14 protein-coding genes and 2 CRISPR repeat arrays are annotated in these 21,980 nt (G+C 69.3%); all 14 genes read right to left on the reverse strand.

Annotated elements, in window-relative coordinates; translation table 11 throughout:
* Positions 1-315 precede the first annotated feature (315 nt).
* The 14 genes from AB0P03_RS13665 to cas6 all read right to left on the reverse strand — a co-directional run bounded on the left by AB0P03_RS13665 (position 316) and on the right by cas6 (position 20,718).
* Entirely contained in the window at positions 316-735 is a 420-nt protein-coding gene (locus tag AB0P03_RS13665; RefSeq protein ID WP_363628907.1) for a hypothetical protein, read from the reverse strand.
* 706 nt (positions 736-1,441) lie between these two features.
* The gene (cas7c, locus tag AB0P03_RS13670) at positions 1,442-2,299 is read right to left on the reverse strand and encodes a type I-C CRISPR-associated protein Cas7/Csd2 (RefSeq protein WP_363628908.1); all 858 of its coding nucleotides are present in this window, start codon (positions 2,297-2,299) and stop codon (positions 1,442-1,444) included.
* A 31-nt stretch (positions 2,300-2,330) separates the two neighbouring features.
* Positions 2,331-4,178, reverse strand: coding sequence for a type I-C CRISPR-associated protein Cas8c/Csd1 (gene cas8c, locus AB0P03_RS13675; RefSeq protein ID WP_363628910.1), 1,848 nt, complete (start codon positions 4,176-4,178; stop codon positions 2,331-2,333).
* 2 nt (positions 4,179-4,180) lie between these two features.
* A complete protein-coding gene (cas5c, locus tag AB0P03_RS13680; protein ID WP_363628911.1) occupies positions 4,181-4,873 on the reverse strand; it encodes a type I-C CRISPR-associated protein Cas5c in 693 nt (230 codons plus the stop codon).
* Between the two features lie 472 nt (positions 4,874-5,345).
* On the reverse strand, positions 5,346-7,484 hold the full coding sequence (locus AB0P03_RS13685; protein ID WP_363628913.1) for a CRISPR-associated endonuclease Cas3'': 2,139 nt from the start codon (positions 7,482-7,484) through the stop codon (positions 5,346-5,348).
* A 3,282-nt stretch (positions 7,485-10,766) separates the two neighbouring features.
* A complete protein-coding gene (locus tag AB0P03_RS13690; protein WP_363628915.1) occupies positions 10,767-10,970 on the reverse strand; it encodes a hypothetical protein in 204 nt (67 codons plus the stop codon).
* Positions 10,971-11,032: 62 nt separating this feature from the next.
* A CRISPR array of direct repeats spans positions 11,033-12,477; the repeat unit is 28 nt; unit sequence GTTGCGAGCCCTCCAGGGCTGATCACGA.
* An 89-nt stretch (positions 12,478-12,566) separates the two neighbouring features.
* Entirely contained in the window at positions 12,567-12,830 is a 264-nt protein-coding gene (gene cas2 / locus AB0P03_RS13695; protein WP_363628917.1) for a CRISPR-associated endonuclease Cas2, read from the reverse strand.
* 6 nt (positions 12,831-12,836) lie between these two features.
* On the reverse strand, positions 12,837-13,817 hold the full coding sequence (cas1b, locus tag AB0P03_RS13700; RefSeq protein WP_363628919.1) for a type I-B CRISPR-associated endonuclease Cas1b: 981 nt from the start codon (positions 13,815-13,817) through the stop codon (positions 12,837-12,839).
* Positions 13,817-14,338, reverse strand: a complete 522-nt coding sequence (locus AB0P03_RS13705) for a CRISPR-associated protein Cas4 (protein WP_363628921.1) — start codon at positions 14,336-14,338, stop codon at positions 13,817-13,819. Before AB0P03_RS13705 ends, cas1b begins: the two co-directional genes overlap by 1 nt.
* Entirely contained in the window at positions 14,335-16,725 is a 2,391-nt protein-coding gene (gene cas3 / locus AB0P03_RS13710) for a CRISPR-associated helicase Cas3' (RefSeq protein WP_363628922.1), read from the reverse strand. Before cas3 ends, AB0P03_RS13705 begins: the two co-directional genes overlap by 4 nt.
* Positions 16,707-17,438 carry a CRISPR-associated protein Cas5 gene (locus AB0P03_RS13715; RefSeq protein WP_363628924.1) on the reverse strand — a complete coding sequence of 244 codons (732 nt, stop codon included), beginning with the start codon at positions 17,436-17,438 and terminating at the stop codon, positions 16,707-16,709. The genes cas3 and AB0P03_RS13715 overlap by 19 nt, the downstream gene beginning before the upstream one ends.
* Complete coding sequence (gene cas7i / locus AB0P03_RS13720; protein ID WP_363628925.1) at positions 17,435-18,496, reverse strand: type I-B CRISPR-associated protein Cas7/Cst2/DevR; 1,062 nt, start codon at positions 18,494-18,496, stop codon at positions 17,435-17,437. The genes AB0P03_RS13715 and cas7i overlap by 4 nt, the downstream gene beginning before the upstream one ends.
* A complete protein-coding gene (locus AB0P03_RS13725) occupies positions 18,497-19,939 on the reverse strand; it encodes a hypothetical protein (protein WP_363628927.1) in 1,443 nt (480 codons plus the stop codon).
* Positions 19,927-20,718: a CRISPR-associated endoribonuclease Cas6 gene (cas6, locus tag AB0P03_RS13730; RefSeq protein WP_363628928.1), complete on the reverse strand. Its 792-nt coding sequence runs from the start codon at positions 20,716-20,718 to the stop codon at positions 19,927-19,929. Before cas6 ends, AB0P03_RS13725 begins: the two co-directional genes overlap by 13 nt.
* A gap of 253 nt (positions 20,719-20,971) precedes the next feature.
* Positions 20,972-21,908: a CRISPR direct-repeat array (repeat unit 29 nt; unit sequence GTGGTCATCAGCCCTGGAGGGCTTGCAAC).
* Positions 21,909-21,980 lie beyond the last annotated feature (72 nt).

Consider the following 21,980-nt stretch of genomic DNA (forward strand, 5'->3'; position numbering starts at 1 on the left):
GCGACCGCCGCCGCCCAGTTCATCACCTCGGCCTGGGCGCGGGAGTTGCAATCCCGGGCCGCCCCAGAGAGCGACCGCCACGACGCACGACCAGGCCGGTCGCCGAGTTCCGTGTCTCGTTTCGATCCCCGGCCGCTCCAAAGGGCAACCGCCACCACGCAACAGGGTGCAGGCTGCGGTGGCGTCAGGGTTGCGATCCTCGGCCGCTCCGGAGGGCGGCCGCCAATGCGCCATCGCTGCCTTGGCTGCGTCGATCACACGGTTGCGATCCTCGGCCGCTCTGGAAGACGACCGCCACAACTACATCAAGGAGCGCTACGACAGCCCCGTCAAGGTGTTGCGATCCTCGGCCGCCCCGGAAGACGACCGCCAACAGAGCCTGACCCAGCTCTTCGGCTTTGGTGCCGTTGCGATCCACGGCCGCCCCCGGAGGGCTACCGCCACCTGCCTGGGGACATCGCCCTTGCGCAGGATGACGATGTTGCAATCCTCGGCTGCCCCCTGAGGGCGACCGCCGCCCCAGGAAATCCAGAGCATGTCGATAGCGGAGTACCAGTTGCGATCCTCGGCCGCCCCGAAGAGCGCCCGCCACCAGGTGGCCGGGTTCACCGGCACCGACGTGACCCTGTTGCGATCCTCGGCCACTCCAGGGTTGACCGCCAACAGTGCTGTGCCCAGCTCTTCGGCTTTGGTGCCGTTGCGATCCTCGGCCGCCCAGCGGGGCGACCGCCACATTCATGCCCATGGCACTCTCGTCGGCCTTCTTGTCGATGCGATCCTCAGACGCCCCGAGGGACAACCACTATTCCCCGCCGAGTTGGCCCGCCACCGACCGGGGCGACGTTTCAACCCTCAGCTCTCCCCAAGGACAGCAGCCATGTCGACGACAATGACCCAGGTGTCGAGGGCAGGTGCGATCACCGATCGCCGAGGAGGATGGGCCGCCTCTCTTAAACCGACTCCTCACCACTGTCCCGACAGATGTTGCAAACCTCAGCCGCCCCGAAGGGTGACCGCCGCTGCTGTACGCCTACATCGGCACCACCGGCGCGTACAAGTTGCGATCCTCGGCCGCCCCGATGGACGACCGCCAGTGACCCACCCCGCTAGCAGGCCCATCAGCCATTCAGCGTTGTGATTCTCAGCCGCTCAAGAGCAACTGCCACCCAAACAGCTCGACATAGACCATGTGGTGCCGCTCGCGTTGCAAATCCTCGGCCGCCTCGGAGGGCGACCGTCGGTGCAGCACCGTTGACGCCCAGATTCGCCGTCGGCGTTTTGTTGCGATCCTCGGCCGCCCAGGGCGACCGCCGCAGTTTGCCCGTCCGAAGGTCGACAGTGCCGTTGCGGTTGCGATCCTCGGCCGTCCCTAAGAGCGACCGCCAGCAAGCGTGGGCCCAGCAACAGCACCGGTGACCTTCTGATGCTGAGCAGACACTACCTAGTCCACGAGCGCCGTGAGGGAGATTCCCTCCGGAACGTCTGCGTCGACGGTTACCTTGTAGTCGGAGTACGAGCGTGCTGCGGTGTGGCCGAGCGGGGTGACGTGCACGCGATCGAGGAGCTTGTGGGCGGGGGTTTGGCCGTAGGCGTCGGAGTGGCTGAAGACCCAGAGGCCTCGCAGGGCCATGGAGGCGCGGGCGGCGGCGCGGTCGTGTTCCAGCATCATTTCGAAGGCCTGCCAAAGGGCGTGGAGGTCGTCGCTGGTGACGCCGGTCTTGGCGGCGAGCGGGGCTGAGAAGTGGCCGGCGCCGCGGTAGAGGCCGTAGGGGACGATGTTCTTGGTGCCCATCTCCGTCTGCTTGGTGGCCAGGTCCTCGACTCGGGTCGGGGTGACGCGGGTGATGGGGACTTCGATCGTGGTGACGGGGTCGATGGACCTGCTGAACGTGAGCTGCAGGGGGCCCTGGACGCGGCCGGCGGTCCGGTCGCGGTTCTTGCCGGTGGTCATGACGGCGCCCATCATGCGGACGTCGTAGAAGGTCTGGCACATCCAGTCGCGGGCTTCGGACTCGTTGGCGGCGCCGCCGGTATCGTAGGCGCGCTCGTGTTGGGCGTTGAGGGCGACGCCGGCTTCCACGTAGATGTCGTAGCCGGGGCGGCCGGCGTTCAGGAGGGCGACGGTGTTGCGGATCTTCCGCTTGAGGGCGACGTCGGTGACGTAGCCCTGCATGGTGATGGGGTCGGTGCGGGGGGCGCCGCCGTTGTCGGGGTCGCCGTTGGGGTTGCCGTCGACGATGTCGAAGAGGAACACGAAGTCGTGCTTGCGCGCGGGGTCGAGGTGGGCGGGGATCGTCATGGTGGGCTCTCGCTTTCCGGTGGGTGGGTGGTCAGACGGTTTCGGCATCGGCCGGGGAGGCTTCGACGAGGTCCGAGACGTCGAAGAGCGCGCCGGCCCCGGCGGGCTGGGGCTCGGCCGGCCCGGCGGCCTGCTCCTTGGCAGCCTTGTGGGCGCGTGCGGCGGTGATGTCGGCGGCACGCTGGTGTTCGTAGCCGAGGACGAAGCGGCCCTGCTCGGGGACGGTGAGCAGCAGGGGGACGTCGTTGAGGTGGTGGTAGATGTCGCGCATGCGGGCTTCGAGGGCGTTGGCGGTGGGCTGGTTGCGGCGGCGGATGATGCGGAGGTGGTTCTCGGCGCCGGCGCGGAGGTTGGCGAGGACGGTTGCGGGGCTGCTCATGGCGGTGCCGAAGTATTTGTCGGTGATGGTGGTGTTGACGGTTCGTCCGGTGTCTTTGGCGGCGCGGCGTTGGACTGCGGCGAGGGTGGCGAAGAGGCGGCCGCACATGTAGGCGGGGTCGGTGGCGTTGGGGTCGAGGCCGGGCATGCCGTGCTCCTGGGCGTGGTGGCGGGTGAGGGCGAGGCGTAGGAGGGCGGTGCGGGGGCCGTCGATGCGGCGGTCGGCGCGGATGCGGGCGAGGAGTCGGGGGAGCATCCAGGCGGGGGGTGGTGTGCCGTGGAGGGCGCTGTGGAGGAGTGCTTCGTCGAGGCCTTCGGGGATGGTCTTGGGGTGGTATTTCTTGTCGGTCTTGACCCATCGGGCGCAGGCGAGGGTGAGTCGCCAGATTGGGTAGGCCTGGTAGCGCGGGTCGGTGTCCGGGGCCGGGTGGTCCTGGGTGGTGTGGGGTGACCAGGGGTCGAGGTATCGGTGGTCGCGGAACCAGCGGCCGAGGCAGTCTTCGATGACGGGCAGGGGGACGTCGATCCAGTCGCGTACGACGACGCGTGAGGAGTTCGCGCCGAGGGTGGCGGAGTAGAACTTGTTGACGTCGGCGGAGTATTCGGTGGTCCCGGTGCCCGGTTTGAAGATCTTCCCGATGAGGTTGGTGACGTCCTCGGGCTGTGGGTCGTCCAGGTTGCCGAAGTGGTTGCATTTGACGGGTTCGCGGGTCCACCAGACCGTCACCGCAGTGTCGGCGCGCCGGCGGTGTTTCGGGTCGGCGAGGAGTTCGCCGAGTGAGGTGGTGGCGGCCGTCCCGCACCTCTCGCACAGGGGCGTGGCGGCGAGTCCGGCGGTGACGCCGGCGCGGCCTTGTGCGGCGGTGTTCACGCTGACGAGTTGGGTGCTCTTGGCCTGCTTGGCGGGGATGGCGCCCATGGCGATCGAGATTGGAACGGTGGCGAGTAGCGGGCGTTCGTGTCCGCAGGCGAGGCAAAGTCCGGTGTTGCCGGCTCCTTTGGAGTCGCTGACCTTGTCCGCCCAGAACTGGAGGGCGCTCGGGTGCTGGTGGGCCCACTGGCCGTCGATGCTGATGGCGACCAGGTCGCCGGCGGCCATGTCGGCCGGCAGGTCGATGGTGGTGGCGAGGAAGCGGAGGACGGCTTCAGCGGTGGGGTCGCCGGGGTTGGCGGCTGCCCACTGGCGGGCGAGGTCGGCGAAGGCCGTGCGGCATTTCGCCGCCCGGGCTGCGTCCTTTTCCTTGACCTCTCCGGTTTTGGGGTCGGCCTTCGGTACGCCGAAGACGTACTGGGCGTTGTCGGCGAGCAGGCACGGCGCGATGGCGACCGTGCGGGTGGAGGTCGGCACGGCCAGGCGGAGCGCGGGCTCGCCCTTGGGCATTCGCATGTCCTGGAGGTCCGCCAGGTCGCCGTCGAGGAACACGGCCCATTTGATCGTCGCCGGTTTCGTGTAGGAGTGTTCCTGGTCGGCGACGCGTTCAGTGAGGCGTTGCAGCAGCATGGTCAGGCTCCGGTTCGCCAGGAGCCGGCGGGCATGTGGACCTCGTCGTCGCCCAGAGGGCGTCGCGGAACGTGGAGCACGCCGTTGTCCAGGCGGGCGCGAAACCAGTGGTAGGTCTCCTGGCCGCGGTCACCGTACCTGATCGAGTGCAGCATCACACCGAGTTCCTCCGTGCGCTCGATGGGGCCGGCCTTCGTGTCGGCGGGGCTGCCGGGCCATGATCCGCGGGGGCCGAAGCCCGCGGAGAACTCCCGGCAGCCGAGGAAGGGCTGCGAGAAGCACCCGCCGCGCTCGGTGCGGCGCCGCAGTTGCTCCCGGTATTTGGCGGCCGGTGCCTTGGCGCTGCGGGTCGGGATGATCTGGGTGTTCACCCGGTAGGCGACGTCGCGCAGCGCCACGGTGTTGCGCTGGTCCCGGTCGTGCTCGACGTCGTAGCGCTCTTTGTGGTCCGCGCGCAGGGCCTTGATGCGGGGTGCGGTGATGACGGACTTGACCTCGTTGCGTCGGATGTTGATCCAGTCGATCGGGGTGAGGATCTCGATCGACTGGATGACGTACTGCATCTCCGGTTTCCAGAAGATGGCGCTGAGCGCTCCGACGGCCGCGGAGGGCGTCATGACGGGGTAGCTGACCCGTTCGACTTTCAGTTCGGGTCGCGTGAAGCAGGCCAGTGGTCCCCACAGCTCGACGGTCACCGGCGGCTCCGGCCAGCGCGTCTGGGCATGGCTCGGCAAGGAAATCACCCTCTCCAGGGCAATGTGACGATGTGTCAGACACGGACCGTAGCATCACTAGCACTCCTATGAAGCTGCTTCCCGGGAGGGCTTGACAGCCTCGACGGCACCGTGATGCCCACGGCCCATGTCGTTGCCGAATGTGTATCAGGGGTCACTGACAATGACGCCCCCGCCGGCAAGCCGACGGGGGCGCGAACGTGCTGACAGACACCAGCACGCCTGTGTTTCGATCCTCGCCACCCCTCCGAGGAGGCGGCGCCACGGTCCGGGAGCCTACCCAACACGCGCGTTCCGACCCGACTGTCCTCGCCGGACCGCAGTCAGGCCTCCGCACGCTCAGGGCGAGGAGGCGCAGGGAGTCCCTCGCGACGTGGCCAGCCGACTCGCTTCCGGGCGAGAGTGGTCGGGGCCGGCAGCCGCCCGGGCACCGCTACCGATTCGGCGGCTCGATGCCACGCTGTGGATGGTAGGGACCGACCCACTCGACGAGGTCGTCGACGATGAGCTTCGCGTGGCCGGCTTCCAGCGCCGCGTCCGCCTCGGCCCTGGGGATGCCGGCGATGTGGGGCTGCAGGACGCGCTGGGTCTCGGGCCCGCAGGGCTGACCCGTGCGAAGCATGTCGATAGCAGCACGGGCCGCAGCCTGCTCCTCGGGCTTCAGCTCGGGCCGGACATGGACGACGCTCGCCGTACTCTCACCGATCATGACGAATTGCTCCGCCACGGCGGGGAAGTCGAGTTCCCGGCGCAGCGCCTCGATCGGGTCCCCGAGGTTGGCGAGGCCCTGGAGCCGGTAGCGGGTCCTGGAGTAGCGGGCGAGTGCGGTGAGGTCGTCCGGATCGGCCCTTCCGGGGCCGTCGCCGAAGCGGTTGGCGGCGATGCCGAGCGAGAGCATGTACGACGGGTCCGGGATCCTGCCGCTGTCGTGGGCTTTGAAGACGACGACCGTTCCTCGGTGCAGGCGGCCCTCACGGTTGCAGCGGCCGGCCGCCTGCTGGAGGTTCTCCGGCGGGGCCCAGGCACGGAAGACGATCGGGAAGTCGAGGTCGACGCCGGCCTCGATCAGCGACGTCGACACAACCCGGACACACTGCTTGGCTGCCAGGAGCGTTCGGATCTCCTCGATCGTCTCCCGGCGGTGTCCCGAGGTCATGCGGGTGGACAGGTGCAGGGCACCCTCGGGCAGTTGCTCGTGGACGGCGTTGGCGTCGCGGGTGGTCGAGACGATCATCAGCGTCTGCTCGTGCCGGGAGGCTTCGCTCGCCATGGCGGCCAGCGTGGTGTCCTCGCGCCACTCGTAGCGGACGCGTTCGAGAGCCGAGAAGAGCGGCGCCGGGTCGGGGATGACGTGCCGGTGCCCGGTGCCGTCGATGCTGCTGAACTCCGGCTGTGTCGCGGACGACAGCAGCACCGTCGTGCCGAACCGCTCGGTCAGACCCCGCAATGCGGACAGGATGGGAACCAGCAGCCGGTCCGGCAGCGCCTGGACCTCGTCCAGGACGATCACCGCTCCGGCCAGCCGGTGGAGCTTGCGCATCCTCGACGGCGAACGACTGAAAAGGGACTCGAACAGCTGCACCGTGGTAGTGATCACGAACGGCGCGTCCCAGTTCTCCGCCGCCAACCGGGCCCACCCCGCACGCTCGAGATCGACGGAGGAGTGGTGTTCGAGGACGTCCCGCTCACCGAGCATCTTCCGGTAGACGGAGGCGTTCTGCTCGGTGATGCTGATGAACGGCACCGCGACGATGATCCGCCGCTGACCGTTTCGCGCGGCGTGGCGCAGTCCGAACGCGGCTGCGGCCAGTGTCTTTCCCCCGCCGGTCGGCACGTGCAGCCGGTAGATCCCCGGCTCACCGTCCGCCGCGGCCACAGCCTGCTCGTAGATGCTCGTGCGGATCCCATCGATCCGCGACGGCTGCCGGCCGGCGAGCATGGCCTTCCGGGCCTCCTCGAACCGCTTGCCCAGAGCGGCCATGTCCGCGTCCGGGCGAACATACGGAACCCGGCCCAGGCGGTGCGCGCGGGTGTCCAGGCGATCGGCGTCGATGACGCAGCTGAAAAGCATCCGGACCATCAGGTCGACATCAGCGAAGTCGCTGTCACTGTCGGGGTCTGACAGCCACTGCGGTACCGCGATCCCCGCAGACTCGATCTCGGGAACCTCCGCCGCGACCCGGCGAATCGCCTCCTCCACAACGCCGGGCCGTGCCCGCAACTCCCTCAGCAAAGCACGCATCTCACCCCAGGACCGCAAACCCCCGTGATGGCCCTCCACCACCCCGGCAAGAGGCCCCGGCAAACACTGCGCCGCAAGACGGACCCCCGCCCTCTTGTGGTCGATCCCGACCGTCCCACCGGTACCAGCAACCTCCACCAGCCGGCCCTGCCACACACACCCGCCCTTCCCCACATCGTGGACAAGCGCCAGATACTCAGCCGCGGCAGCCATACCGAACACCGCACCGAACCGCGCAGCCAGTTCAGCCGACCCACGAAGATGATCACCCAACAGATGCCACCGGCCAGCACCATTGGGCGAGTGGGCATAGAGAGGCTCGTCACGCATGACCCACAAGGCTACCCATCCGCCACTACACAGGAGTTACGACTGCGACCAAGCCGCTGCACAAGCCCAAACTACCCAGAGGAGAAGTAGCAATCCCAGGTACTGGCTACCACCACCGGTGACGCGCTCACCCGCCCCAGACAGCGACCGCCACGTCGGCCTTGCGGCAGGGCAGCATATCCTGGATGCCGTTGCGATCCTCCGTTACCCCGGATGGCGACCACGACGGCCCGGGCCCGCGCGCTGCGCACCGACCTGGAGGCGTTGCGATCCTCGGTCACCCCAAAGAGCAACCGCCACGTCGCCTCCTCCCGCAGCTCGAGCGCGAACTCATCGTTGTGATCCTCGGTCGCCCCAAAGGGCGACCGCCACCCAATCCGGACCCTGATGACCCGCTCCACCAAGACGATGTTGCGACCCTCGGTCGCCTCGGAGGGCGACCGACACCGGCCTCAGTCATCGCGGTGACCAGCGGACCGTACTGATTGTGATCCTCGGTTGTCCCGAAGGGCAACCGCCACCATGCCCTGATGTTGCTCCGGCATACCCGCCAGCACGGGTTGCGATCCTCGATCGTCCCAGAGGGCGACCGTCATGACCAGGGCGGGGACGTCGGCGCGGGCGTAAGCGATGTTGCAATCCTCGGTCGTCCCGAAGGGCGACCGCTACTCCGCCACCGCCTCGACGCCGGACATGCTCCTCTCGTTTCGGTCCTCGGCCGCCCCGAAGAGCGACCGCCACATTGATCGCCACCCCCGAAAGCCTCCCGCTGTACGAGTTGCGATCCTCGGCTGCCCCGAAGGGCGACCGCCACGAGATCGACCCGGCCGCGCTCGGCGAGATACCGGTATTGCGACCCTCGGTCGCCCCGGGGGTGACCGCCACCGCCCTGGCCAGCGCGCAGTGGGAGGACGGTGACTGGTTGCGATCCTTGGCCGCCCCCGGAGGGCGACCGCCACCTCGGCCCAGGCGTACCTGCTCTGGTCGATGTCGCTGTTGCGATCCTCAGCCCCCGAAACGGGGACCGCCGCTCCCAACACGTCCCGAACGCTCGCGGCGTCCAGCTTGGTCCGATCCTCGGCCGCCTGAGGGGGCGACTGCCATCTACCGACCAGGTCCGCGGCAACCCCGTCACCCGACGGGTCCATCACTGTCCTGACCCGCGTGCACGCGGTTGCGATCCTCAGCCGCCCGAGGGGGCAACCGCCACGACGCGGCCCTGAGGCACAGGTAGGCGACGCCGTCGTTGCGATCCTCAGCCGCCCTGGGGGCGACCGCCACGTCCCGACGAGGCCGATGCCCTGCTGAGGTGTGGGTTGCGATCAGCGGCAGCTCCGGGGTGGGCGATCGCCACGGCGGCGCGCCGGAAACGAGCTGGATCGCGGAACGATGGTTGCGATACTCGGTCGCCCCGGAGAACGACCGCCACCTTTGATCTTGGCCTTGATGGAGTGGCGCGCTTGGTGTTGCGATCCTCGGTCGCCCTGGGGGGGGGCGACCGCGACGCTCCATCTCCTCATCATCCAAGTCGACCGACACGTTATGATCCTCGGTCGTCCCGAAGGGCTACCTGCACGCCACGAGGACGGACACGCTCTACCTGTTGAGCAACTTGCGATCCTCGGTCGCCCCGAAGGACGACCACCACTGGTGGAGATCGGCGGCGGCGCCGGGGTGGTAGCAGTTGCGATCCTCAGCCGCCCAGGAGAACGACCGCCACGTGGAAGACGGTCAGGTTCGCCTCGGGGAACTGGCCGTTGCGATCCTCGGCCACCCGAGAGGGCAACCGCCACGGCCTCGCCAGTGAGGTCGTCGTCGGAGACAGCAAGTTGCGATACTCGGCCGCCCCTGAGGGCGACCGCCACGCCGGGTCGGCGGTCGGCGGACACACGCCGTCGGGGTTGCGATACTCGGTCGCAGCGCGGGGCGACCGCCATCTCCTCGCTGAACTCGTGCTCGACACCGTCCTCGGTGTTGCGATCCTCGGTCACCCCCGGAGGGCAACCGCCACAGGCCGGGCTGGCGATGGTAAAGCGGTCAGCGTGGGCGGTGCGATCCTCGGCCGCCCCAGAGGGCGGCCGCCACCAGTTTCTCGATGGCGGCGAGCCGTCCGCCGTCAGGGTTGCGATCCTCGGCCGCCCGGGAGGGCAACCGCCACCCGTCGCACTGGTACCCCCGACCCGCTCAACCCGGATGTTGCGATCCTCAGCCGCCCCGAGGGGCGACCGCCACTCTCCTACGCTTGGCCGACTGACGCCACCTGCAAGGCGTTGCGGCTCCCGGCCGCCCTGGGGAGCGACCGTCACCAGACGATTCGTTGTCCGAATCACCCGCCGAAGCGTGTTGGGATCCTCGGCCGCCCCGAAGGACGACCGCCACTCGTCCAGCAACTGGGCCCACACGAACTGGGTGTTGCGAGCCTCGGCAACTCCGAAGAGCAACCGCCATCAGTCCGCTGACTGGCGCGGCTCCCTCACCAACAAGTTGCGATCCTCGGTCGCCTGAAAGACGACCGCCGCCGGCGCTGGTTCGCAGGCATCAGCGCCTGGCTGATGTTCCGTTGCTCGGCCGCCCGAGAAGACGACCGGCACGGCCCGGCGGGCCGGGGTCCGGCGGCGACCTACGCGTTGCGGTCCTCGGCTGCTCCGGAAGGCAACCGTACCCTGGCCGGTCATCTCCTTGGTCTTGTAATCGGCGTTGCGATCCTCAGACGCCCCGAAGGATGACTGCCACACGACCCTCGATATTGCGAACCCAGTCGATGCCGCCATTGCGATCCTCGGCAACCGCGGAAGGGCGACCACGTTCGGCAGCCAGCATCACAGACGGAGTCAGAATTGTTGCGATTCTCGACTGTCTCGGCGGATGGACGCCGCATGGCTTCCCCGACCGCCGAGGCCGCCAAGAGACTAGTAATCGGTATGGAGGAGTCAAGCACCAGCGCGGCGTCACTTTGGGCGCGCAGCCGGAACTTATCAGGCTGAGGCCATACTACGGAGGGCCACCGCTCAAGTTGGCCTTGCTGAGGCGACAGTTCAGCCCATAGTCGCCCGGCGATGCTGAACGGAACGGGTTGTTCGTGTAGAAGAGCGAGTCCCATGCAGACGTTCTGGTACGAGTTCGGGCTCCCCGTTGTAGGTTTGGCCCTGTCGTCAGGGCGGCCCGCCGGGCTTCCCTTCAGGGACATGCCCCCACCCACACGAGTCTCTTCGTGCTGCCTGGGAGCATGTCTTGCTGTTCCACGACTCCGCGTCCGCGGTCGCCGCCGAGAGCCTGGCCGGATCACTGTTCGTGCGTCTCATCGACCAGTTCGTTCACAAGCACGGCCACAAGCCCGGCCCGTCCGAGGTGCGCTCCTGGGAGCGGAGCATCCCGGTTCTGACCAACGCGCTCCTGGACGCCGGACTCGGCATGGTGGAGGTACTCCTCGAGTACTCGCTGCCCCTCAACAGCAAGCGCGCCGACGTCATACTCGCCGGCGTCCACCCGAGCACGGGCGAACCGTCGTACGTGGTGGTCGAGCTCAAGCAGTGGAGCAGTGCGCTTCCGAAGGACGGCCTCCAGAGCTGATCACGACGGGACGCGGCCACCTCGCCTCCTCCTACTCCCTCCTGTTGCAAGCCCTCCAGGGCTGATCACGACGGCACCCACGGATCGTCGTCGCCGGGGTCCACGTGTTGCGAGCCCTCCAGGGCTAATCACGACTGGCGCTGCCCCTCAAAGGGCTGATGAAGTTGCGGTTGCGAGCCCTCCAGGGCTGATCACGACCGGCCACTTCCGTGCGGTCTTGTCGCCGGAGGTCAGCGTTGCGAGCCCTCCAGGGCTGATCACGACGGTCTGGGCGGAGTCGCCGAACGGCCTGATGCAGTGGTTGCGAGCCCTCCAGGGCTGATCACGACCACGCTTCCGCTCGACCTGCCGATCCGGGCGGTCGTGTTGCGAGCCCTCCAGGGCTGATCACGACACGTGCGCTGTGGCCGGTGCTGGAGCTGGAGCGCACGTTGCGAGCCCTCCAGGGCTGATCACGACGCGCTGCGGGCCGGCCGCGGTACGGCGCTTATGGGCGCGTTGCGAGCCCTCCAGGGCTGATCACGACACGACCACCAGCGTCGCAACCGCGAGATCCGCCGCGCGTTGCGAGCCCTCCAGGGCTGATCACGACGGTCTGGGCGGAGTCGCCGAACGGCCTGATGCAGTGGTTGCGAGCCCTCCAGGGCTGATCACGACCACGCTTCCGCTCGACCTGCCGATCCGGGCGGTCGTGTTGCGAGCCCTCCAGGGCTGATCACGACACGTGCGCTGTGGCCGGTGCTGGAGCTGGAGCGCACGTTGCGAGCCCTCCAGGGCTGATCACGACGCGCTGCGGGCCGGCCGCGGTACGGCGCTTATGGGCGCGTTGCGAGCCCTCCAGGGCTGATCACGACACGACCACCAGCGTCGCAACCGCGAGATCCGCCGCGCGTTGCGAGCCCTCCAGGGCTGATCACGACCCGCCCCGGGCCGGGGGCCGCAGCCCCGGGCGTGGTTGCGAGCCCTCCCGGGCTGATCACGACGCCGAGACCGCCTGGAGCTCCACAGCGGGCTGCAGTTGCGAGCCCTCCAGGGCTGATCACGACCGGCCAGCGAGCGTGGCCCGCAATCAACGCCGCCGTCACGTTGCGAGCCCTGCCCGCGCACTGCGGACGGGATCGCCTGCCCGTTGCGAGCCCTCCAGGGCTGATCACGACCTGGGCCTGGACCAGCTCGCGGCGGCCCTTGAGCGCAAGTTGCGAGCCCTCCAGGGCTGATCACGACGACCAGGCAGGGAGCCCGTGTGCCAGTCTCCCCAGCGTTGCGAGCCCTCCAGGGCTGATCACGACCCCTCACCACCGGCGCCCTCGTCGCCACCGCCAACGTCACGTTGCGAGCCCTCCAGGGCTGATCACGACACGCCCGGCACGTAGACGGCGGGTCGTCCCCAGTGTGTTGCGAGCCCTCCAGGGCTGATCACGACCCGAGGGTAAAATCCCAGGTCAGGGTACCCGTGGGAGCCGCCACAGGTGGCGGTGTTGCGGCGACCGTCGAATACTGCAGCGGTGCTGGTCACAGGATGTCGCCTGGCCCGCCGAGAGTGGCGCCGAGTGTCGCGGTGTCGATCATGTCCGGGGATCGGGCGGTGTAGGTGACGATGCTGTCGTAGGTGGGGTCGATCAGGTTGTTGAGCGTGCTGGTGAGGGCGCGGTACTGGGCTGCGGTGAGTTCGCCGTGGAAGACGCTCCGCTGGGTCCAGTGGAGGTATTTGCGGCAGGTTTTGAGGACTTTCGGGTTGCGTTCAGCGGCGGTGTCGTAGACCAGGATGACGAACATGGGCGGCTACCACCAGGGCCGGAAGGGCTTGTACGGCGCGCCCTCCAGGCACAGCCGGACCACCTTGAGTGCCTCGAGGTGGATGAGCTCCTCGTAGCTGACCTTACGCTTCAACGTCCGGTGGGACACCGTCGTCGCCAGTTCCTCCCGCACGAGAGCGGCGATCTTCTTCCGCCCGTCCTTGCTGAGTGCGGCGCGGCCGACCTCCGTCTCGAAGTCGCTGGGCTTGAGGTGTTTCTGGCTTGCGGCCCGTCGCAGCAGGCGTTCGGCGAAGAGTGGTTTGAAGGGTTCGGCGAGGTCGAGGGCGAGGGTGTTGCGGCGGCGGTCGGTGTCGGCGTGGAGGAATCCGATCGCGGGGTGGAGCGGGGTGGAGCGCAGGGCGGTAAGGACGCGTGCGTAAAGGATGGCGTTGAGGTAGCTGATGAAGGCGTTGCCGGCGTTGGTGGGTGGCCGGCGAGTACGTCCGTTGAGGCGGAGCCAGGCGGGGAGTTGGGTGTCGAGGACGGCCCAGGCGGTGCGGCGGAAGTTGCCTTCCTGTCCCATGAGGTCGTTGGTGTCCTGGCAGTCGGGCAGGGCGGTGCGCAGGGTTTCGAGGGCGGGGTCGAGGAGGTCGGTGTCGAGGGACCAGCGGAGGTTCTCGGCGGTGGCGAGGAGGAGGGAGCGGGCGATGGGGAGGCGTTGCTCCGGGTCTGCGGTGGTCTCCACTTGTCGGCGGACGACGGTGGCGGAGGACATGGCTTCGGCGGGTGCGAAGTGTCCGGCGTGGTTGCCGTAGTGGTCGAGGACGTGGACGGTGACGCCGTGGCGGCTGAGGAGGGAGAGGGCGGAGGTGTTGAGGTCGACGTGGTCGAAGGTGACGAGGTCGCGGATGTCGGTGATGGGGATGTGGACGGGGCTGCCGTCGGGGCGTTCGATGCGGATGCTGTTGTCTTCGCGGCGGATGCGGCAGGGTTCGGTGAGCCAGTAGGTGCGGCCGACGGCGGGCATCAGGTTCCCCAGCAGTAGTCGAGGTAGGAGCAGCCGCGGCAGGCGGTGCGGGTCTGGCGGTCGGGGGGTGTGGTGGAGGCGATGACGGCGCGGGCTTCGTCCTCGGCGGTCTCGGCCTCTTCCCGTGCCTGCTCGTTCCAGGGGATGTCGGTGGTGCGGCGGATGAGGGGGTAGTGGATGGTGCCGCCGCGGACGTTGACGCCTCTGCGTTCGAGGAGCAGGCAGTAGTGGCGGACTTGGGCGTCGTGGGCGGGTGAGGGGCTGCGGGAGGACTTGGTTTCGTGGATGACGGCGCCGGCGGTGACCCAGTCGATGCGGGCTTCGCCGAGGTCGACGTCCCGGCGGCGGGCGAAGGTGGTCTCGTTGACGACCTCGCCGAAGGCGACGAGGTCGCTGCGGCCTTCGGGGCGGTAGCCGCGGGTGTAGAGCCAGAGTTGGCGTGGGCAGTGGCGGAGGTACTTGATGTGGACTCCGCCGAGACCTTGATCGTCGTCGAGTGGATTCGTGGGGATGGGTTTCACAGGATGGTCTCCGGCTCGGCGGGTGGGCGAAGGCCCAGGACGGGGTCGTACTGGCCGTCGATGAGGTGGATGCCGAGGGCGCGGTCGAAGGTGGCGTTGTAGGTCTTCAGTTGGCCGTAGCGCAGGGGGATGAGCAGGCCGGCGGCGAGGAGGGGGTCGGCGTTCTTGCCGACGGCGAGGCGGCGGTATTCGTCTTTGTCATCGTGGTGGAGGACTTCGACGGTGTCGAAGCGTTCGCCGAGGGTCTTGGCGTGTTCGGTGCGGTCGTGGAAGGGGTCGGTGAAGGTGAGGAACTCGGTGGTGAAGCCGTCGCGGGCCTGCCGGGCCCTGGTCTCCCAGTCGTGGCCCCAGTCGGTGTCGTAGGCGAGCTGGAGGAGGCGGTCGATGTCGTGTTCGCTGAGGGTGGTGATGCCTTCGGCGGTCAGGGTGGTGAGGGCGGACCAGGCGGCGTCGACGGCTCCGGGGTCGTAGGGGCGGTGGCTGTCGGTGCGGTGGACGCGGAACTCGACGGCGCCGTCGGGGTGCAGGCCTCGGCGGTTGACGCGTCCGGCGCGCTGGGCGACGGCCTCGATGGGGGCGTTGTCGACCGCGCCGCGGTCGAAGTCGAGTTGCAGGGAGACTTCGACCGTCTGGGTGGCGACGACGAGGCCGCCGCGGTGGCGCGGTTCGCCGGGCCGGCGTTCGGGGTGGCGGGCCAGGAGGCGGGTCTCGATGGTGTCGCGGTCCCGGTTCTTGAAGCGGGAGTGGAGCAGCAGCGCCGCATCGGGGTCGTCGGGCCGTGTGTGGCGGGCGTGGTCGGCGAGTGCGGTGAACAGGTTCTGAGCGGTGGCGACGGTGTTGGTGACGACCAGGACGCTGTGGCCCTCGGCGAGCCATGTTTCGAGGCGGTCGAGGCTGTCGGGGTCGGTGAGGGGCAGGTCGTCGACGACGAGGTGGTGGCGGATGGGGGCGGTGCCGGGTGCGGCGCGGTGGCGGGTGACGGGCTGGTGGAGGCTGTCGTCGATGATGGCGAGCAGGGGCGGGGCGAGGGTGGCGGACAGGACGGCGATGCTGCTGCCGAGTTGTTCCCACAGGCGCATGGCGGCGCACAGGCGGCCGAAGGTCTCGGGGTCGTAGGCGTGGAGTTCGTCGAGGACGAAGAGGGAGTTGGCCTGTTCGAGGAGGACGGACGAGTGGGTGGGGCCGGCGATGGCGGCGCCGAGGAGTTGGTGGGGGGTGGCGACGCGCAGGCGTTGGGTGAACAGGCGCATGGCGTTGGCGCGGGCGTGGGCTTTGCGGGCGTCGTCCTTGGTGGGGCCGCAGCAGTCGTCTTCGAGGGCTTCGGTGAGGAGGGTGCGGGCGAGGGCTCCGTGAAGGAGTCCGATGTCGGGCCGCTCCTGGCCGGCGGCCGGTTGGAGGGTGCGTTCGAAGCGGTTGCGGGCGGCATTGAGGGAGGCCCGGTAGGGCAGGGTCCACACGAGGCGGGGCAGCCCGGGCATGGTCGCCAGCTGGCGGGCGGCCCAGGCGAGTCCGGCTTCGGTCTTGCCGCTGCCTGTGGGGGCGATGAGGACCAGGTGCCCGGTGGTGTCGGCAGCCTGCTGCTGGTGGCGGTGCGGGGTGTACGGGAGCCGGGTCAGGTAGTCGAGGGGCAGGGGTATGTGGGTCTGCAGGTCCACGTGGGCGGAGCCGGCGTGGTCGGCGAGGGTGAGCGCGCCCTGGGCGAGGACGGCGAGCAGGCCCGTGTGGGCTTTGACGGGTTCTCTCCAGGTGGTGAGGACTTCGTCGAGGAGGAGGCGGGCCCGGTCGGCGGTCGTCGGGTCGCCGGGCGCGGGCGGCACCGGTTCGGTCTGGAGGAAGCCGGCCAGCCAGGCGAGGAGTTCCTGGTGCAGGCCGCGCGGCACCTGCGGCCGGCTGTCGAGGCCGGGCGGGCGGCCGAACGCCTGGTCCCAGCGGGTGCCGGCGTTGTAGAGGCGCGCCAGGGCGGGCTTGCCGCCGCCGAGGGAGGACGCGGCGTGGAGCGGGCGGTGGTGGCCGGCGACGAGGGTGGCGATCAGCAGCCGTTCCTGGGCGCTCCACGCCGCGGCCGGGGCCAGGAGGTCGACGTAGGCGAGGGAGAGGACTTCGTGACGCTCTCCCCATGGTTCGCCGCCGGGTTCGAGCTGTCGTTGGAAGCTCTCGGCGATCTTTCCCGCGTCGTGCAGGAGGGCTGCGGCGCGCACCTGGGCCCAGAAGAGGGGCTCGGTGGCGATGATGCCGGCGGTGGCGATGCGGGCCTCGAGCTGGGCCACGGCGTCGTGGACGGTGCGCAGGTGCGTGGTGAGGCGTTCCGGGTCGTCGCGGGGCAGGGACTTGGCGCGCAGGTCGGTGAGGGCGCGCCGTCGTGGTGGGGTCAGGGGGTCAGGAGCCATACGGCTTGGGTGTCCTCGTGCAGGGCCGGGTCGGTGGGTGCTTCGCGGTAGGCGTGACGTACGGATGCCGCGGTGGTGGTGGGTTCGTCGCACCACAGGTAGTCGGACCAGGTGGTGGTGAGGCGGTCGGTGGAGACGGTGTCGGCGAGGCGGTGGGTGTGGGCGGAGGGCAGGTCGTGCCCGTCGAGCGGGGCGAGCGCGTGGCCGACGACCGCCCGGTCGGCGGGCTCGAGGAGCACACGGTCGGTCGCGGTCAGGTGGACGAGGTCCTGGGAGCGGCCCAGGCGCAGGCCGTGGCGCGGGCGGCGCAGCGCCCGGGCGAGGCGGGTGGCGTCCGGTTCGGGGATCCACAGGGTCAGGTGGACGCCGGCGAGGAAGGGGCGGTCCTTGGCGGTCGTTCCTCCTTTCCCGGACCGGACCCTGCCGCCGGTGGCGGGGTTGCTGCCGTCGGCGGCGATGGGGTGGTAGGTCTCGGTGTCGACGCCGTGGCCGTCCGCCCGCGCGGCCATTCCCAGGGCGAGGGGTTCGGCGGGTACGCCGGTGGCGGCGGCGAGCATTCCGCGGACGGTGGAGGGCGGCGGCACCGGCAGGATGCGGGTGATTCCGGGGAACAGCGGGTCCCTGAACGAGGCGATAGGGGCGTAGAACGTGGCCCGCAGGGCCTCGACCGGCCCTCTCGCGGACGGTGGGGCCGTGTTCTGCGTCGGCGTCATGCCTGCGCCGGGTCGTCGAACCAGCCGTCCAGCCGTCCCTCGCGCAGGTCGGCCGCCAGCTGGAGCAGGACCGTGCGGGGGTGGTCGATGACGATGGTCCCGTCCGCCAGCTCCCGCGCGCACTGCTTCTCGAAGTCCTCGCGCGCCTGGTCTCGGAATCCCGGACGCCATCCGATGCGCACAGGCTTCTCCCACTCCCCTGTCCACGCTTCGAGTTCCTTGACGAGCACGTCCCCGCGCACCCGCACCCCGGTGTCAGGGTCGGCGTCGATGACGTTGCCCAACGGGTTGATGCCGCCCTTGAACGGGGCCAGGACCATCAGCGAGGGAACCCGGTCGCCGTAGTGCAGGGCCTGCTTCGCTCCGCCGCTCAGATGCGCGAGCGCCTCCGGCAGCAGCGCCGTACGCCTGCGCCGCTCCTCCAGCGGCAGCCGCACGGCCGGCTGGTCACGGAACTGGACGGTGGAAGCACCGAGGGCCGCGGCCTCGGCCACCTGAAGAGCCTGTTCCGGGGTGAGGTAGTTGGGCCGGCCCACGCCGTCGGCCCCGGGCAGGGTGAAGGTGCCGATCCTCGGGACGTCCAGCAGGAATGGGGCCGCCAGGTCGGCGGTGTAGAACTCGTGCCCGTGCAGGACGGGCTCGGTCACCCCGCGGGACATCACGCCGAAGTCCTCGGTCGGGAAGACCGGTTCCACGGACATCAGCGTGCCGAGCATGAACGGACTGTCACGCAATGTCGTCGCCGCGTCGTCCTTCTTCGCGCCGGTCCGCATGTAGCCGAACAGGTCGTCGTCCGCGTAACGGACGGGATCCGCCTGGGTGTTGGCCTTCTGGGCCTTGCCCTGGGCCTTGCCGACCCGGGTGACCGGGGACGGCACCGAACCGCGCTCGACCATCGTCTCCCGGATCCAGCGGCGCGCCGCCTGCGCGGACACGTAAGGGTGCTTGCGGCCCCTGACCCGCGCGAACTTCACGCGGGACATGGTCTCCTCGCCCCGCCCGTTGTTCGGTGCGCCCGCGTTCACCGAGAGCACCATCATGCCTGCCAGGAAAGCCATTTACGCCTGTCCCATCTCGTAGTCGTGGTAGCCGTCGTACTCGTCCTCGCCGTCACCGGCGAACGCCGGCCGCTCCGCGAGTTCCTCGATCTCGCGTTCCTGCTGCGGATCCGCCTCCTTGGCACCGATCGGGACGCCGCGCTGCTGCAGCAGCACCGACACCTGCGCGAACAGCAGCATCCGCTGCTCCCACGCGCGCGGCTGGCGCCTAATCAGCGGCTTCCACAGCTCCGGTCCCGCCAACGGCGTCTTGCTGCCGTCAAGTTGAAGACGCGTGTAGGCGTGGACCAGGAGCGTGCCGAGCTTGTAGTCGTTGAGCGCGGCGTTGCGGTACTCCGCCAGCCGCCCGCGCGGGCTGGTGCCCTGCTCGATCCAGTCGGCGATCAGCGTCGCCACCGGTTCCAGATCCGTTTCCATTCCGAAGACCTCCTCGGCATAGGTGAAAGCGAGCCGGACCAGCGCCTCCCGGTCGCCGATGCTCCAGGCATCGTCGGTGTCCGCGAGGAGGCGGTGCAGCTGTCCCAGCAGCGGTCGGCTCCGGCCGTCCTCGGCCTCGAACAACAGCCGCGCCGCCTCGCCCGCCCCACCCGCGACGATCCGGCCCTGGGCGTCGTAGCGGGTCAGGGAACGACGGAGCAGATGCCAGCCGCGGCGCAGCGGCGCGTTGCCGTCCACGGTGGCCAGGAAGGCGGGTACGGCGCGGCGGGTGCGGGTGACCCGCAGCCAGGGGTCCTGGTTGTCGTTCTTGAAGGTCCACAGCGTGGTCGCGCACAGGCCCTCGGTAGCGTCCCGCAGGGCCGCAAGGACCACCGTCTCGGGCCGGGCCGTCGCCGGCATGCCGGTGAAGCCGGCGTGCATCACGCGGCGGGCGCGCCGCACGTTGCGCCGGGCGAAGTCCCGCTGCGCGGTTTCGTTCTCGCAGGACAGCACGGTCGCCGAGCCGGCAGTGACCCAGGCGCCGTAGGGCAGGGCCCACATCGTGGTCCTGCATCCCCGGCACACCGGCCAGCCGGGGACGCCGGGCGGCAGGGTGTTCAGGGCCTTGCTGGTGTCGAACAGCGGGAGATTCGACTTCGCCCAGACGGCCGTCGTGCCGGTGTTGCAGAACGTGCAGGGCAGCGTCCGGCCGGCCTCCGGGACATCCGGGGCGAAGAGCCTTTCGATGTCCGGCCGCAGCACGTTCGGGTCGGAGGGCCGCTTGCTGTGCGTCGCCTTCGAGTTCGGGTACAACGCGAAGAGCACCTTCCACCAGTCGTAGCGGCTGGTGTCCTTGGGCGCGGTGGCCGCCGCGACCACGTCTGCCACCACGGCGGCCGACACGGCCTCCAGGTCGGCCTCGCTCACCCGGCCCGGGTCGTCGCGGCCGGCGAGGACGGCCACCGCCCACGCCCCGGCCCGCTGCAGCGGATGGCCCGTCACGGCGAGCGCGCTCACCTCACCCATCCGAACCCCTGGATCGTGTCCAGACCCAGCCCCCACGAACGGACCGCGTTCGCGAACCGGCCGTCGGCCTCCATCGCGACCCGCACCCGCGCGCCGATCCGCGGCGCCCCTCGAACGGTGAACCGCCGCCGCGGCCCCGCCTCCAGCACCCGTACACCACGCGGCGCCGGCAGACCCAGCAGATCCGCCTTGTGCGCCAGGTTGTGCTGCAACCGGTCCAGGTAATGCTCGTCGCCCGGCAGCAGGTTCCGGCTCTCGTGCTTCAGCACCACCGGCGTCACCGTCTCCAGCTCCACCAGCCCCTCCCCCGCCGGCACCACGGTGTCCACGTCTAGCGCCAGCCCCCGCACCCTCAACCGTGTTTTTCCCCAGGAGAGTTCCTCGCACGAGGCCAGCGCGCGCACCAGCAGCGACGCGATCTCCGGGACCGGCGACCCGAACCACACCGACCCATCAGGCGAGGTGGTGTAGACGCCCTTGCGGTGCGGCGCACCCACGAACAGCGGCCCCGCCACCCCCACCGGCTTCAACGACTTCCCCTGCCACCCGCCGTCGTGCAACGCCTGAGCGAAAGCCTCGTCCTGGCCACTGAGCAGCTGATACACCACACCACGCGCGGCCCCGTGCAGGTCCTCCCACCGCACGCTCGACGTATCCGGTGTGACATCCACCCTGACCCGCACCGCACCCTCCAGGAGTCCAAAATGATCACCGTGTTCGCTCAACGGATCGATGGCGAAGCGTAGTTGGTCATGGAAAGAAATCCTCTGGTTTCCCACTAATTGCACCGATAATTGTCTGCATGTGCTACAAGTTCGAGATTGACTGCAGTCATCGCAGTCCGGTCAACACAGGCCACGGACTGCACCAACACCCCCCGCGACACCGGGCCGGCGCCACAACAGTCTGCAATCACGGACAAGATCTCCGTAAAACGCCCTGACCTGCGACGATGCACTACCGGCCAGTCGCTGCAGAACAGCCACCACCCAGCCACTCGGTACACCCGGCGACCTGGTGCTTTACCCTCGGGTGGTCATCAGCCCTGGAGGGCTTGCAACCGGACGAGCCGGTAGCCGGTGGTGGTGGGTCGGAGGTGGTCATCAGCCCTGGAGGGCTTGCAACGGTCACTGCTGGCCGCCGTTCTGGCCGAGCACCGCGCGTGGTCATCAGCCCTGGAGGGCTTGCAACGCACCGCCGTGGCGTGGGCCCCGGCCTGCTCCCGCGTGGTCATCAGCCCTGGAGGGCTTGCAACTCGTCACGGCGGCCGCGGGTGCGCCCGCCCCAACGGTGGTCATCAGCCCTGGAGGGCTTGCAACGCGGGCGTTCTCCGCACGCTGGCGCAACTTCTCCAGTGGTCATCAGCCCTGGAGGGCTTGCAACATCGAGGAGAACTCGGGGGCGAGGACTCCGCCCCGGTGGTCATCAGTTCTGGAGGGCTTGCAACATCTCCTCGCCGTCCAGCGGCCCGCCGTACAGGGTCGTGGTCATCAGCCCTGGAGGGCTTGCAACGCCTTCGTCTGGGCGGGCACCGGGGAGGCTCCGGCAGGTGGTCATCAGCCCTGGAGGGCTTGCAACGACTGGGCTGACGACGTGTCCCACGCGTACGCGGCGGGTGGTCATCAGCCCTGGAGGGCTTGCAACCGCTCCTCCCGGATCTTGTGGCCGGTGAGGATCACGTGGTCATCAGCCCTGGAGGGCTTGCAACGTGGCCTGCCAGGACGGCCGGCTGTCGCGGGTGAGGGTGGTCATCAGCCCTGGAGGGCTTGCAACTCTGGCCCGCCTGACCGGCACCGCCCTGGTCCGCTGGTGGTCATCAGCCCTGGAGGGCTTGCAACGTCAGCAGTACTTCCAGGACCCCGCCCAGGCTGGAGGTGGTCATCAGCCCTGGAGGGCTTGCAACGCGACCTGGAGCGGGTGGTCGGCCTGCTGCAGCCGCGGTGGTCATCAGCCCTGGAGGGCTTGCAACGTCGCCGACAGCGTGATGCCGAGCCCACCTCTTCTCCCGGAACACCGGCTCAGCAGCGCACGCCCCCAGGTG

The sequence above is a fragment of the Kitasatospora sp. NPDC088779 genome (assembly GCF_040685395.1).
Taxonomy (GTDB): domain Bacteria; phylum Actinomycetota; class Actinomycetes; order Streptomycetales; family Streptomycetaceae; genus Kitasatospora.

Coding starts and splice junctions, on each gene's coding strand:
- AB0P03_RS13665 (WP_363628907.1), bottom strand. CDS start 735: ATGTGGCGGTCGCCCCGCTGGGCGGCCGAGGATCGCAACGGCACCAAA.
- cas7c (WP_363628908.1), bottom strand. CDS start 2,299: ATGACGATCCCCGCCCACCTCGACCCCGCGCGCAAGCACGACTTCGTG.
- cas8c (WP_363628910.1), bottom strand. CDS start 4,178: ATGCTGCTGCAACGCCTCACTGAACGCGTCGCCGACCAGGAACACTCC.
- AB0P03_RS13685 (WP_363628913.1), bottom strand. CDS start 7,484: ATGCGTGACGAGCCTCTCTATGCCCACTCGCCCAATGGTGCTGGCCGG.
- cas2 (WP_363628917.1), bottom strand. CDS start 12,830: ATGTTCGTCATCCTGGTCTACGACACCGCCGCTGAACGCAACCCGAAA.
- cas1b (WP_363628919.1), bottom strand. CDS start 13,817: ATGCCCGCCGTCGGCCGCACCTACTGGCTCACCGAACCCTGCCGCATC.
- cas3 (WP_363628922.1), bottom strand. CDS start 16,725: ATGGCTCCTGACCCCCTGACCCCACCACGACGGCGCGCCCTCACCGAC.
- AB0P03_RS13715 (WP_363628924.1), bottom strand. CDS start 17,438: ATGACGCCGACGCAGAACACGGCCCCACCGTCCGCGAGAGGGCCGGTC.
- cas7i (WP_363628925.1), bottom strand. CDS start 18,496: ATGGCTTTCCTGGCAGGCATGATGGTGCTCTCGGTGAACGCGGGCGCA.
- AB0P03_RS13725 (WP_363628927.1), bottom strand. CDS start 19,939: ATGGGTGAGGTGAGCGCGCTCGCCGTGACGGGCCATCCGCTGCAGCGG.